Here is a 13724-nt window from a genome sequence, read left to right on the forward strand (position 1 = left end):
GTGTTGATGACGGAAGTAAGGATGAAACTGTGAAGGTTATCGTTCTGGGCGCGGGCGTGGTGGGGGTGACCGCCGCATGGTACCTGGCAAAGGAAGGCCACGAGGTCACGGTCGTGGACCGCCAGCCCGCCGCGGCGTTTGAAACGTCCTTTGCCAATGCGGGCCAGATCTCGCCGGGGTTTTCCGCGCCATGGGCCGAGCCCGCGCTGCCGTTCAAGGTGCTGCGGTGGATGACCGGCCGCCACGCGCCCATCACCATCCGCCCGCGCCTCGACTTCGCCATGCTGCGCTGGATCGGGCAGCTGCTGGCCAACTGCAACGCGCATGATTACGGGATCAACAAGTCCCGCATGCTGCGCATCGCGCAGTACAGCCGCGACTGCCTTGATACGCTGCGCCGGGAGACGGGCATCACCTATGATGATGAACAGCGCGGCCTGATCCAGCTGTTCCGCACGCAGGCGCAGCTTGATGCCGCCAGCCGTGACATGGCGCTGCTGGATCAGGCAGGCATTGCCCATGAACTGCTGGACCGCAATGACATTGCCCGGCACGAACCCGGCCTTGCGGCAAAGCGGCATCTGTTCAGCGGCGGCCTGCGCCTGCCCGGTGACGAGTCGGGGGACTGTCACATGTTCACCCAGCGCCTGGCCCAGAAGGCGGAAGAGGAACTGGGCGTCACCTTCCATTACGAGACAACAGTCGAAGCCCTTGATGCCGCCGCCACCGAAATCCTGGGTGTGCGCACATCGCGGGGGCGGCTGACGGCCGATGCCTATGTCGTGTCCATGGGCAGCTACTCGCCGCTGCTGCTGCGGCCGCTGGGGCTTGCGCTGCCGGTCTATCCCACCAAGGGCTATTCCCTGACGCTGCCGGTCACCGATGCCGCGTGTGCCCCGCTTTCCACCGTCAATGACGCGACATACAAGGTGTCCGTCACCCGGCTGGGGGATCGTATCCGCATTGGCGGCACGGCGGAACTGACCGGCTACAACCTGCGCCTGAGCCGCGACCGGCGGGAACTGCTGGAAATGTCATTTTCCGAACTGTTTGGCGGCAGCGGCGACCTGTCTCAGGCCGCGTACTGGACCGGGCTGCGCCCGAGCACGCCCGACGGCACGCCGGTCATCGGGCCGACGGGGCGGTTTTCCAACCTGTGGCTCAATACCGGGCATGGCACGCTGGGCTGGACCATGGCCTGCGGGTCAGGCCGCGTCCTGGCGGACCGGATAAGCAACAGGCGCACCGAAATTCCCTGCCTGGACCTGTCACTGGACCGCTATGCCGGGCGCTGACGCCCCAGCCCCCGAAGGGGGCGGCCCATAATAAAAAAGCCCGGCACGAACCGGGCTTTTTTACTGGCGGCCATAACCGGCCCCCGCAGGGGGCCGGTCACGACACGGCAATGATTACTGCGCGGCCGGAGCGGCAGGCGCTTCAGTCGTTGCGGCATCCTTCTTCGCACCGTGATGGCGGCCACCGTGGTGGTGGCTGCCGCTGTGGTGCTTCTTCGCACCGGCTTCGGCGGCATCGGCGCCAGCAGCGGCGTCAGGCGCATGTTCCGGAGCGGAAACGGCCGGGGTGGTGGGTTCAGCCGTCTGCGCCATGACGGGGGCGGCAACGCCCATGACGGCAACAGCGGACATGGCTGCGAGAAAACGACGGGGGGAAACGATCATATAAAAATACTCCACAGACCGGGACTTCTCATCCCAATATGTCTATCAGGGGGCGAATCGCCAGACCCGAACCGACCCCCATGCTGTAACATGCCGCAGGAGGGTCGTCTCGAATTAAAATTTCTAAATTTATGGAAAGCATCATCTACTTGCCGCAAGGGGACCACAATCTCAAGAACTGAAACATTACTAAAGATTGCAGCCCTTCCCTCAGGGCAGGGAATCAGTCAACCGTGCCCGAACGTTCGCGCTTCTTGCGCTCGTGCGGGTCAAGGTAGCGCTTGCGGATGCGCACGGCAGAGGGCGTGACCTCAACCAGTTCATCATCCTCGATATAGGCGATGGCCTGTTCCAGGTTCATCTTGCGCGGCGGGATCAGCAGCAGGGCCTCGTCCTTGCCGGCGGCACGGATGTTGGTCAGCTTCTTTTCACGGATCGGGTTTACTTCCAGATCATTCTCACGCGAATGCTCGCCAATGATCATGCCCACGTAAACCTTCTCGCCCGCATCGACGAACAGCGTGCCACGGTCCTGCAGCGAGAACAGCGAATACTGCGTGGTCGCGCCATCTTCCGACGAGATCAGCGAGCCATTGCGACGCCCCGCGATCGGACCGACATAGGGCTGGTAGCCCGAGAACAGGCGGTTCATGATGCCCGAGCCACGCGTATCGGTCAGGAATTCACCATGATAGCCGATCAGCCCGCGTGAGGGGATCTGGAACGTCAGGCGTACCTTGCCGCCACCCGAAGGCTGCATGTCCTGCATGATGCCCTTGCGCAGCGCCATCTTTTCAACCACGACGCCCGAATACGGCTCGTCCACGTCAATCAGGACTTCCTCGAACGGCTCCTCGCGCTCGCCGGTTTCCTCATTCGTGCGGAACAGCACGCGCGGGCGGCCGATGGTCAGCTCGAAGCCTTCGCGGCGCATCTGCTCGATCAGCACGCCAAGCTGGAGTTCACCACGGCCCGCCACCTCGAACGCCTCGCTCTCGGGGCTTTCGGACACGCGGATGGCGATGTTGCCTTCGGTTTCCTTGAACAGACGGTCACGGATCTGGCGCGAGGTGACCTTCTTGCCCTCACGGCCACCCAGCGGACCGTCATTGAGGCGGAAGGTCATGGACAGCGTCGGCGGGTCAACCGGGGTGGAGGGCAGCGGTTCCCTGACTTCAAGGGCTGCGATCGTCTCGGGGATCGTCGCTTCCGACAGACCGGCCACGGCCACGATGTCACCGGCCTCGACTTCCTCGACCGGCACGCGGTCCAGCCCACGGAAGGACAGCAGCTTGGTCAGGCGCCCGGTTTCCACAACCGAGCCATCGGGGCGCAGCACATGCACCGGCATGTTCATTTTCGCCGTGCCCTGCTCAACGCGCCCGGTCAGCACGCGGCCAAGGAAGTTGTCGTTCTCCAGGATGGTGGCGACCATCGCGAACGGCGCGTCCTTGTTGACCTTCGGCGGCGGCACATGGCGCAGGATCAGGTCGAACAGCGGGGAGAGGTCCTTGCGCGGCCCGTCAATCTCCAGGTCCGCCCAGCCCTGGCGGCCCGAGGCGTACAGCATCGGGAAGTCAAGCTGCTCGTCATTCGCGCCAAGGGCCGCGAACAGGTCGAAGATCTCGTTATGCACCTCATCGGGGCGGGCATCGCCACGGTCGATCTTGTTCACGACCACGATCGGCTTCAGGCCGCGCGCCAGCGCCTTGCCCACCACGAACTTGGTCTGCGGCAGGGCGCCTTCGGCGGAATCGACCAGCACAACCGCGCCATCGACCATGCTCAGGATACGCTCGACCTCACCACCGAAATCGGCATGGCCCGGGGTGTCGATGATGTTGATGCGGGTATCCTTCCACACAACCGACGTACACTTGGCAAGGATGGTGATGCCACGCTCGCGCTCCAGGTCATTGCTGTCCATGGCGCGTTCGGCAACGTGCTGGTTGTCACGGAAGGAACCGGACTGTTTGAGAAGCTGGTCGACCAATGTGGTCTTGCCATGATCGACGTGTGCGATAATGGCGATATTGCGGATATCCATAACTGCTCTTGACCTGACTTTCCTTGGCGGATGCCATAAGGGGCGCAGCGGCACATTACGGGCGATACCCGTGCGTGCAGCGGCGGAATGGGTGGCTGCTGGGTGCGTAGATAACGGGGAAAGGCCGGGATTGCACGCGAAACTTCGCATGCACGCCCCTCATACCCGCACGATGGATGCGCGCGGGATCAGAAATCCATGTCCTGGCGCATGTTCATGAGCGGGCGCGCGCCGTAATGCGAAATCACTTCCGATGCGGCAACACTGCCCAGCCGCCCGCATTCGGCCAGCGTGCGGTCCGATGTCCACCCCGCCAGGAAACCGGCCGCATAGGCATCCCCCGCCCCGGTGGTATCCACCACCTGGGTGCGCACGCTGTCGATCACGATGCGCCTGCTGTCCTGTATGATCACGCTGCCCCGTTCGGACCGGGTCAGGACGGCGAAATGTGTCTCGGTAGAGACGCGGCGGGCCGCTTCCTCGAAATCATCGGTCTCGTACAGCGCGCAGATCTCGTCCTCGTTGGCGAACAGGATATCGACATGCCCGCGCACAAGGTCATGGAACGCCTTGCGGTGACGGTCCACGCAGAACCGGTCGGACAGGGAAAGGGCGACCTTGCGTCCCCCCTCATGCGCGATGCGTGCGGCGGTACGGAAGGCTTCCTGCGCTTCCGGCGGGTCGAACAGGTAGCCTTCCATGTACAGCACCTTGGACGCGCGCACGACATCAGCCAGCACGTCGGCCGGGCTGAAGGTGACGCAGGCCCCCAGATAGGTGTTCATGGTACGCTGCCCGTCGGGGGTTACCAGAATGATGCAGCGCGCGGTGGGGCTGTGTTCACTGGCATCCCCCTGCAGCGGGGAGGAGGGAAAATACACGCCCGCCGCCTGCATGTCGGCGGCAAAGGCACGGCCCGGCGCGTCATCGGCCACCTTGCCCAGATAGGCCACCCGCGCGCCCATGTTGGATGCCACGACACAGGTATTGGCGGCCGAACCCCCGCCCATTTCCTTTTCCCGCGTCACCTGGTGATACAGCGCCTGGGCACGCGCGGCGTCAATCAGTGTCATGCTGCCTGGCACCATGCCATTATCCTGCGGGAAGCCGGCCGCCACCGGCGCAAGGACATCAACAATCGCATTGCCCATGCCCAGCAGGTCAAAACGGCATTCCGCTGTCTGCCCCGAATTTTCCATATCCTGGCTCCTTGCCCAATCTTTCACGCAGGGATGGCGCCCGGACGCCATGAAATAACCCATTTGTTCCTACATGATGCGCCGCATCGCTATCATTGGCCGGTACGCGGCGCAACGCATGATATTTTTATGCACCGCCGTTCCCCTCAACGCCCTTGTCCGCCGGATCGGGGCAAGTATAACCGATGGAAGGGGGCTGCGGCCTGCAACCAGCCCGAAAGCGTATCTTCCAGTCCGGGGCATTCTGTGTTCCGATGCAGCATAACCAAGCGGGGTAATATTGTTTAAACGACGCAAGCCAGCAGCAACCCAGCCACCTGCTCCCACTCCGCCTCCCGCGCAGCAGCCGGGCCGTCCGGCTGCCGCCGGTGGCGCCTCCCCCTCCCCCATTCCTGCCAGCAAGGAAAACGCATCCATGGCCCGTCCCCCTTTCCCGCCCACGCCTTCCCCCGTTCCGGGTGGTGCCCCGCGCCCCGGCGCGCCCGCCGCCCCGGCAGCAGCGGCCAAGAAAGAAAATGACCGCCGCACACTGGTTGTGGGCCGGGGCATCAGCGTGCAGGGCACCATTCAGGATGCCGAGCGCCTGGTGGTGGAAGGAACGGTTGAATCCTCGCTGATCAACGCATCCGAACTGCAGATCGCGCAGGGCGGCGTGTTCAAGGGCGAAGTCGAGGTTGAGGACGCGGAACTGGCCGGCACCATCGATGGCACGCTGACGGTGCGCGGCAGCCTGACCATCCGCTCCACCGGGCGCCTGCTGGGCAAGGCCAAGTGCCGTCGCCTGAAGGTGGAAGATGGCGGCCAGGTCACCGGCCAGCTGGAAATGATCACCACCCCGGCGGCCCCTGCGGCCCCCGCGCCTGCCGCCCCCGCAGCGGCACAGCCCGCCGCCCCCCGTCCGGCCGCCGGCTGAACATCCGGTCCGCCCGGCCTTGCCGGGCGGATGAAAAAAAACGCCAGTGGCCGCAAGGCCCTGGCGTTTTTTAATGACAATGGCGTGTTACGCGCGGCGGCGGGTCAGGCCACGTTATCGCGCCGGTCGCGCAGTTTGACATAGGCAAGCTGGGCATGTTCGGCACAATACGGCTTGCCCGGCAGCGGGGTCGCCCCACAGAAGTGGAAGCCCGGCGTACCGGGATCACCCAGCGGCCAGCAGCAGGACTGGCTGCTGCGGCGGCGCGGCTCGCTGACCGGGCGCAGGGCGGCGGCGGCGGCCCGCGTGGCACGGGCCGAAGGACGGGGGGCGCGCGGTTCGGGGGGCGTTTCTTCCTGCCGTGCGGCGGCCACGGGCGGCTCAGTTGCCGTCACATCGGGCCGTGGGGCCTCCGCTGCGGCAACGGGTGCTGCCGGTTCGGGCTGCGGCGGGGCAACCGCCGGGGCAGGCGCCACGTCCGCCTTTGGCGGGGCGGGCTGGACGGGGGGCGCCGTCACGGCGGCTTCGGCCCCGGGGGCTGGCGTTACGGTCCGCGCCGCCCGGCGGATGGGCGACGGACGCGGCTTGAGGCCAAGGCGATGTGCCTTGCCCACGACCGCGTTCTTGGTAACAGACAGTTGGCGGCCGATCTCGGCAGTCGACAGACCCTGCTGCCACAGATCACGCAGGCGCGCGATCGTCTCCTCGGTCCATTCCATCGCCATCGTTCAGCACTCCTTACGCGGAATGGGGGGAAATTAGGCGCATCGCCTGTCCGGCTCAACTCCCAATGTACAGAATCTTGTGGACAGTTCTGCGCATAACCTGTTTGCAACCCCGGTAAAACGCACCGGCATGGCGCGGGATCACGCGTGGATCAGCCTGACCTTGCCCCCTTCGACCCCCATGACCAGCCGCCCGGCCTTGAGTTCGCGCGCCAGCTTGCCGAACACTTCGTTGCGCCAGCCCTGGAATGCGGGAATATCCGCCGCGTCATCCAGCGCGAAACGGTCCAGATCTTCCGATGAGGCCACCAGTTTGGGCGCCACACGATGTGTCTCGCAGCAGGCGGCCAGCAGCACCTTGAGCAGGGCAACCAGCGCGGGCGAGGGACGCTGCGCGTCCTTGGCCCGCCCCTTGGGCAGGCGCGGCAGGTCGGCGTCGGGTATGGTCAGGGCCTGGGCCACGGTTTCCAGCAGGGACTGACCACTGCGCCCCTCGGCAAAACCGCGCGAGACGCCACGGACACGGGCCAGTGCCTCGATGGAAGCGGGCATGGTCGCCGCGATTTCCATCAGGCTCTCATCCTTGAGCAGGCGCTGGCGGGGCACATTGATGCGCTGGGCCTCGCCTTCCCGCCAGGCCACGATGGCGCGCAGCACGCCCAGCATGCGGCGGTTGCTGGTGCGCGGGCGCATCTTTTCCCACAATGTCAGCGGATCGGGACGGAAGGTGGCGGGGTTGTTGAGCACATCCAGCTCGGCCGCAACCCAGTCCAGCCGGCCTTCCTTCTCCAGCTGGGCCAGCAGCTGGCCATAGACCTGGCGCAGATACGTGACATCCGCCGCCGCATACCCGATCTGGGCTGCGGAAAGCGGACGCACCGACCAGTCGGAAAAACGGTGCGACTTGTCAATCTGCACGCCCAGCAGCGACCAGACCAGATTGTCATAACCGACCTGATCACCATAGCCCGCCACCATGGCCGCGACCTGGGTATCGAACAGGGCCGCGGGCAGGCGGTCAAACAGGTGCAGGAAAATTTCCAGGTCCTGCCGCGCGGCATGGAAAACCTTGATCACGCCAGCGTCATCCAGCAGCCCCCCCAGGGAGGACAGGTCGATACCGGGCGCGGTCGTGTCGATCACCACCACATCATTTTCCCCCGCCAACTGCACCAGACAGAGTTCGGGCCAGTACGTACGTTCACGCACGAATTCGGTATCGATCGTGACAAACGGCTCACGGCGCAGTCGCGCGGTTACAGCCTCAAGCTCCGCTGTGGTGGTCACCAGCACAGGGGCGGGAAATTCGGGTCGGGATACACGTGCCATATCGTGCAGTTATCATGCCTGCCCCCTGTTGCGAAAGCTGGGAAAACCGCATGCCGCCCCCCTGTATTTCCGTTGACGCCAGCCCCGTCCATCCTGCATGAGCCATGCATCCCTATTCCCGTGCCGATGGATCGCTTCATGAACAACCCGTCCTCCCCCGATGATGGCAGCCGGCTGCTGACCCAGCTTGGCCAGAACACCGCCCAGCCCGCCAGCCCGGAAGAGGCTGAACTGGAACGCGTGCCCGCCCCCGAGCGCGGACGGCACTATGTCGTCCGCTTTACCGCGCCGGAATTCACATCGCTCTGCCCGGTTACCGGCCAGCCGGATTTCGCGCATATCGTGATTGACTACATTCCGGATGAATGGATCGTGGAAAGCAAGTCGCTGAAGCTGTTCCTGACCAGCTTCCGCAATCATGGCGCGTTTCACGAAAAATGCTCGATGCAGATCGCGCTGACACTGGTTGACCTGCTCAGGCCGGTCTGGCTGCGGATCGGGGCCTATTGGTACCCCCGTGGCGGTATGCCGATCGACGTGTTCTGGCAGACCGGCACCCCGCCCGATGGCGTATGGATCCCATCACAGGACGTGCCCGGCTATCGGGGGCGCGGCTGAGAGTTTGATCAAAAACGGTAAAATTTTATGGGTGCCGCCCTTTTTCAATAAAGGCGGCATTTCCTGAAGCGTCTTGGAAAGGGCTTCACCAGGAACGCCCTTATGATTTCAAGACCGACAAAAAAGAAAAAGCGCCCCGGATAGGGCGCTTTTTGCTTATCGGCCATTTGTGACTCCATGCCTTTGCAGGCATGAAGCACAGGGCTTCAGATGGACGAGATCGGCACGGCAGACTGTGCGGCTTCAATCTCGGCACGGGCAGACTGGATCTTGCCCATGAGGATATCCAGCGCGGGCACGTTCATCTTGTCCGCCGCCTCATAAGATTTTTCCAGACCTTCCAGCCGTGCTTCCGCATCGTCAACCGACAGGTCCTCGACCCGCAGCGCCCGGTCGGCAAGGATGGTGCAGTGGGTGGGCGCCATGTCGGCAAACCCGCCCGCCACGAAGAAGCGGTTCGTTACCGCCGCCCCTTCATAAACATCGACCACACCACCACGCAGCGTCAGCATGAGCGGCGCGTGGTCCGGCATGGCCGCGATATCGCCTTCCGTACCCGGCATGACGACCATATCGGCGTCATGCGAGAACATGACCTTCTCCGGACTGACAATCTTGACCTTAATAGACATGGTCTATCTTCCTTGCGTCAGTGGGTCGGGACTCAGGCCGATTCCTTCATTTTCTCGGCCCTGGCCACCGCTTCCTCGATCGCACCGACCATGTAGAAGGCGCCTTCGGGCAGGTCGTCATATTCACCCGCGACGATCGCCTTGAACGAACGCACGGTGTCTTCCAGCGAGACCAGCTTGCCCGGCGCACCGGTGAACACTTCGGCCACATGGAACGGCTGCGACAGGAAGCGCTGGATACGACGCGCACGCGCCACGATCAGCTTGTCATCTTCCGACAGTTCATCCATGCCCAGAATGGCAATGATGTCCTGCAGGGACTTGTAGGTCTGCAGGATGCGCTGCACGTCGCGCGCCACCTGATAGTGCTCGTCACCCACGATCTTGGGGTCCAGCGAGCGGGACGTGGAATCCAGCGGGTCAACGGCGGGGTAGATGCCCATTTCCGCAATGGAACGGTTCAGCACCGTGGTCGCGTCAAGATGAGCGAAGGTTGCAGCCGGCGCAGGGTCGGTCAGGTCATCGGCCGGCACGTAAACGGCCTGCACCGAGGTGATCGAACCCTTTTTGGTGGAGGTGATGCGCTCCTGCAGGGCACCCATTTCCGTTGCCAGCGTGGGCTGGTAGCCCACGGCGGAGGGAATACGGCCCAGCAGCGCGGACACTTCGGCACCAGCCTGCGTGAAACGGAAGATGTTATCGACGAAGAACAGGACATCCTGGCCTTCGACATCACGGAAATATTCCGCAACCGTCACACCGGACAGGGCAACGCGGGCACGCGCACCCGGCGGCTCGTTCATCTGGCCATAGACCAGCGCCACCTTGGAGCCTTCGGTCGATTCCCCATTGATCTTGATAACGCCCGCATCCTGCATTTCGTAATACAGGTCGTTACCTTCACGCGTACGTTCACCCACACCGGCGAAAACCGACACGCCGCCATGCGCCTTGGCGATGTTGTTGATCAGTTCCTGGATGATGACGGTCTTGCCCACACCGGCACCACCGAACAGACCGACCTTGCCACCCTTGAGGTACGGGCAGAGCAGATCGACCACCTTGATGCCCGTGGGCAGGATTTCGGTCGCGGCGGCCTGCTCGTCAAAGGCCGGGGCGGCACGGTGGATGGAGGAACGGCCAACGGCCTGCACCGGACCACGGTCGTCGATCGGCTCGCCGATGACGTTAAGGATACGGCCCAGCGTGCCCGGGCCAACCGGCACGGTGATCTGGGTGCCGGTGGCGGTCACTTCCACGCCACGGCTCAGGCCATCGGTGGTATCCATGGCAATGCAGCGGACTTCATGTTCGCCGATTTCCTGCGCCACTTCCAGCACCAAGGTCTGGCCGTTGAGCTGGACATGCAGTGCTTCGAGGATATGCGGCAGCGTACCCTCGAACTGCACGTCAACAACGGCGCCGCGGACCTGCGTCACACGACCAACGACATTGCTTTTCTGCGCCTGCGTGGAGACAGGAGCCTCTTGAGTTGTGGTTTCCGACATGGGACAGCTCCTGTGAGCGTGAAGATCGATCCTCAGACAGCCTGGGCGCCCGAGATGATCTCGATCAGTTCATTGGTAATATTGGTCTGACGCGTACGGTTGTACTTCAGTGTCAGCCCGTCGATGGCCTTGCCGGCATTGCGGGTCGCGTTGTCCATGGCCGTCATCCGCGCGCCGTTTTCGCCCGCCGCCGTCTCCAGCATGGTCGCATAGATCTGCACCTGCAGGTTACGCGGCAGCAGGCTGGTCAGGAGCGTGCCCTCATCCGGCTCGAATTCGTAAGCCGCGACATCCCCCGCATCGGCGTTATCGTTTTCCGGCAGCGCCAGCGGCACAAGCTGCATTTCGGTGGGCGTCTGGGTCATGACGTTGCGGAACCGGTTGTAGACCAGCGTGCACACGTCGAATTCACCCTTTTCCAGCAGGGCCGTGATCTGCTCACCCAGCTCCGTCGCGGCGGAAAAGGGGATTTCCTTGCCTGCGGCCAGATGACGGTGGTCGATGATCAGGTCGGAAAAGTCACGCGACAGGAATTCGTACGTCTTGCGCCCGACCGGCAGGATCTTGACGGTCTTGCCTTCGGCCTGGAGCTTGAGCACCAGGTTACGGGTCGTACGGTTGATATTGGAGTTAAATGCACCGGCCAGACCACGGTCGCTGGACATGGGGATGAGCAGATGCACCCTGTCCTGACCCGTTCCGGTCAGGAGTGCGGGCTGCCCGCCCTGCCCCGCCACGCTACGACCCACTTCGGCCAGCATGCGGCGCATTGCATCGGCATATGGGCGGGCCGCCGCCGCGCGGGCTTCCGCCCGACGCAGCTTTGCCGCCGCGACCATTTTCATCGCGCTGGTGATCTTGCGCGTCGATTTGACGCTACCGATCCGTGCGCGCAGTTCCTTCAGGGAAGCCATGGTTGCCCGATCTTCCTCAGTTGGCGAACTGACGGCCGAATGTCGTCAGGAAATCGTTCAGGCGGCTTTCGATATCCTTGGTCAGCTGACGCTGCGTGCGGATCGATTCCAGGATATCCTTGCCCGATGTGCGCACGTCATCCAGCAGGCGCTTTTCATAGGTCGTGACCTTGTCCACCGGAATGGCGTCAATATAGCCACGCGTGCCGGCAAACAGCACCACCACCTGTTCCTCGACCGAAAGCGGCGAGGTTTCGGGCTGCTTGAGCAGCTCGACCAGACGTGCGCCACGGGCCAGCTGCTTCTGGGTCGCCGGGTCCAGATCGGATGCGAACTGCGAGAACGCGGCCATTTCACGATACTGGGCCAGTTCCAGCTTGATCTTGCCCGCAACCTGCTTCATCGCCTTGATCTGGGCTGCCGAGCCCACACGGGACACGGAACCACCCACGTTCACGGCGGGGCGGATGCCACGGTAGAACAGGTCGGTTTCAAGGAAGACCTGACCATCGGTGATGGAGATCACGTTGGTCGGGATATAGGCGGAAACGTCACCGGCCTGGGTCTCGATCACCGGCAGGGCGGTCAGGGAACCCGCGCCGAACTTGTCGGACATCTTGGCGGCGCGTTCCAGCAGACGGGAATGCAGGTAGAACACGTCACCCGGATAGGCCTCACGTCCCGGCGGGCGGCGCAGCAGCAGCGACATCTGACGGTAGGCGACGGCCTGCTTGGACAGGTCATCATACACGATCAGGGCATGCATGCCGTTGTCGCGGAAGTATTCACCCATGGAGCAGGCGGCATACGGCGCCAGGTACTGCATCGGCGCCGGATCGGACGCGGTGGCCGCCACGACGATGGAATATTCCATCGCGCCGGTTTCCTCCAGCGTGCGCACCAGCTGCGCCACGGTCGAGCGCTTCTGCCCGATCGCGACATAGATGCAGTACAGCGACTTGCTTTCATCACCCAGGGCATTGACGCTCTTCTGGTTGACGATGGTGTCGATCAGGATGGCGGTCTTGCCGGTCTGGCGGTCACCGATGATCAGTTCACGCTGGCCGCGCCCGATGGGCACGAGCGCGTCGATCGCCTTGATGCCGGTCTGCATCGGCTCGCTCACGGACTGGCGCGGCATGATGCCGGGCGCCTTGATTTCCGCGCGCTTGCTGATGACTTCACCCACCAGCGGGCCCTTGCCGTCGATCGGGTTGCCCAGACCGTCGACCACGCGGCCCAGCAGGGCCTTGCCGGTGGGCACTTCCACCACCTTGCCGGTGCGGGCGACGGTGTCGCCCTCGCGCATGGCGGTATCATCGCCGAAAATGACAACGCCAACGTTGTCATTCTCAAGGTTCAGCGCCATGCCTTTCTGGCCACTGGCGGGGAAGTCCAGCATTTCACCGGCTTCGACGTTCTGCAGGCCGTAGACACGCGCGATACCGTCACCAACGGACAGGATGGTGCCTGTCTCGGCAACGTCGGCCGCCTTGTCGAACGTAGCGATCTGCTGCTTGAGGATATCCGAAATCTCGGAGGGGCGGATTTCCATCACGCGGCTCCCTTCATGGCATGGTGCAGGCGGGTAAGGCGGGATCTGAGGCTGGCATCATACAGACGGGCGCCAATGCGCACGACCAGACCGCCCAGCAGGGCCGCGTCAACACGCTCCTGGATATTGACTTTGGAATAGCCGGCCTCGGTAAGGCGGCTGCGAAGCTGGACACGCTGCAGGTCGGTCAGGGGGTGGGCGGACACGACATCCGCCACGACTTCCCCCCGCCGCGCCGCAGCGATGGCCGCCAGCGCGGCAAGAATTTCACGCAGGCGCGGAAGGCGGCGGTTATCCGCCACCACGCCAACAAAATCACGCATAAGGGGGCTGAACCCTTCGGCAGCCAGCACCGCGGCAACGCCACGGCGGCTGTCACGGATGTCAAGCGTCCGGTCCGTCAGCACGGTGCGCAGATCGGCACTGCCGTCAATCATCGCGGCAAGGCGAGAAGCCTCATCCAGAACTGGGTCAAGCTGCTGGCGTTCAGCCGCAAGCTCATAGAGCGCCGTCGCATAACGACCGGGAAGGCCATTGGCAATGGAGGCGATCGGTATTGAGGTCGTTCCACCCGAATCCACTGTCCGCTTTTCCAATCCAGAATC

Annotated in this window: 13 protein-coding genes; 3 read left to right on the top strand and 10 right to left on the bottom strand. The window is 63.6% G+C overall.

Annotated features, from left to right (window positions below; all coding sequences use genetic code 11):
* The first annotated feature begins 29 nt into the window (after positions 1-29).
* Positions 30-1295: a D-amino acid dehydrogenase gene (locus CFR78_RS10020; protein ID WP_034929651.1), complete on the top strand. Its 1266-nt coding sequence runs from the start codon at positions 30-32 to the stop codon at positions 1293-1295.
* A gap of 114 nt (positions 1296-1409) precedes the next feature.
* On the opposite strand, the gene CFR78_RS10025 is transcribed toward CFR78_RS10020, so the two are convergent.
* The 3 genes from CFR78_RS10025 to CFR78_RS10035 form a co-directional block, all read right to left on the bottom strand.
* Positions 1410-1679, bottom strand: a complete 270-nt coding sequence (locus tag CFR78_RS10025) for a hypothetical protein (RefSeq protein WP_034929648.1) — start codon at positions 1677-1679, stop codon at positions 1410-1412.
* A 223-nt stretch (positions 1680-1902) separates the two neighbouring features.
* On the bottom strand, positions 1903-3726 hold the full coding sequence (gene typA / locus CFR78_RS10030; RefSeq protein ID WP_007397659.1) for a translational GTPase TypA: 1824 nt from the start codon (positions 3724-3726) through the stop codon (positions 1903-1905).
* A 188-nt stretch (positions 3727-3914) separates the two neighbouring features.
* Positions 3915-4925: an adenosine kinase gene (locus tag CFR78_RS10035; protein ID WP_034929645.1), complete on the bottom strand. Its 1011-nt coding sequence runs from the start codon at positions 4923-4925 to the stop codon at positions 3915-3917.
* Positions 4926-5340: 415 nt separating this feature from the next.
* Here CFR78_RS10035 and CFR78_RS10040 point away from each other — a divergent pair, with 415 nt between their 5' ends.
* A complete protein-coding gene (locus CFR78_RS10040; RefSeq protein ID WP_007397656.1) occupies positions 5341-5838 on the top strand; it encodes a bactofilin family protein in 498 nt (165 codons plus the stop codon).
* 104 nt (positions 5839-5942) lie between these two features.
* On the opposite strand, the gene CFR78_RS10045 is transcribed toward CFR78_RS10040, so the two are convergent.
* Both CFR78_RS10045 and rnd read right to left on the bottom strand, forming a co-directional pair.
* Positions 5943-6563 (bottom strand): GcrA family cell cycle regulator, encoded by a 621-nt coding sequence (locus tag CFR78_RS10045; RefSeq protein ID WP_034929593.1) that lies wholly within the window; start codon positions 6561-6563, stop codon positions 5943-5945.
* A gap of 141 nt (positions 6564-6704) precedes the next feature.
* Positions 6705-7892, bottom strand: coding sequence for a ribonuclease D (rnd, locus tag CFR78_RS10050; RefSeq protein WP_007397655.1), 1188 nt, complete (start codon positions 7890-7892; stop codon positions 6705-6707).
* Between the two features lie 138 nt (positions 7893-8030).
* Here rnd and queF point away from each other — a divergent pair, with 138 nt between their 5' ends.
* Positions 8031-8510, top strand: coding sequence for a preQ(1) synthase (gene queF, locus CFR78_RS10055; protein WP_034929642.1), 480 nt, complete (start codon positions 8031-8033; stop codon positions 8508-8510).
* A 206-nt stretch (positions 8511-8716) separates the two neighbouring features.
* Here the strand turns inward: queF and atpC are convergent, their stop codons facing one another.
* The 5 genes from atpC to CFR78_RS10080 are packed head-to-tail and all read right to left on the bottom strand — an operon-like array spanning position 8717 to position 13715.
* A complete protein-coding gene (gene atpC / locus CFR78_RS10060) occupies positions 8717-9142 on the bottom strand; it encodes an ATP synthase F1 subunit epsilon (protein ID WP_007397651.1) in 426 nt (141 codons plus the stop codon).
* Between the two features lie 32 nt (positions 9143-9174).
* Positions 9175-10650, bottom strand: coding sequence for a F0F1 ATP synthase subunit beta (atpD, locus tag CFR78_RS10065; RefSeq protein WP_034929589.1), 1476 nt, complete (start codon positions 10648-10650; stop codon positions 9175-9177).
* 32 nt (positions 10651-10682) lie between these two features.
* Positions 10683-11564: a F0F1 ATP synthase subunit gamma gene (locus CFR78_RS10070; RefSeq protein WP_007397649.1), complete on the bottom strand. Its 882-nt coding sequence runs from the start codon at positions 11562-11564 to the stop codon at positions 10683-10685.
* A gap of 16 nt (positions 11565-11580) precedes the next feature.
* Positions 11581-13119, bottom strand: a complete 1539-nt coding sequence (gene atpA, locus CFR78_RS10075; RefSeq protein WP_034929587.1) for a F0F1 ATP synthase subunit alpha — start codon at positions 13117-13119, stop codon at positions 11581-11583.
* Positions 13119-13715 (bottom strand): F0F1 ATP synthase subunit delta, encoded by a 597-nt coding sequence (locus tag CFR78_RS10080; RefSeq protein ID WP_034929585.1) that lies wholly within the window; start codon positions 13713-13715, stop codon positions 13119-13121. Before CFR78_RS10080 ends, atpA begins: the two co-directional genes overlap by 1 nt.
* Positions 13716-13724 lie beyond the last annotated feature (9 nt).

Source organism: Komagataeibacter rhaeticus (genome assembly GCF_003207855.1).
Lineage (GTDB): Bacteria > Pseudomonadota > Alphaproteobacteria > Acetobacterales > Acetobacteraceae > Komagataeibacter > Komagataeibacter rhaeticus.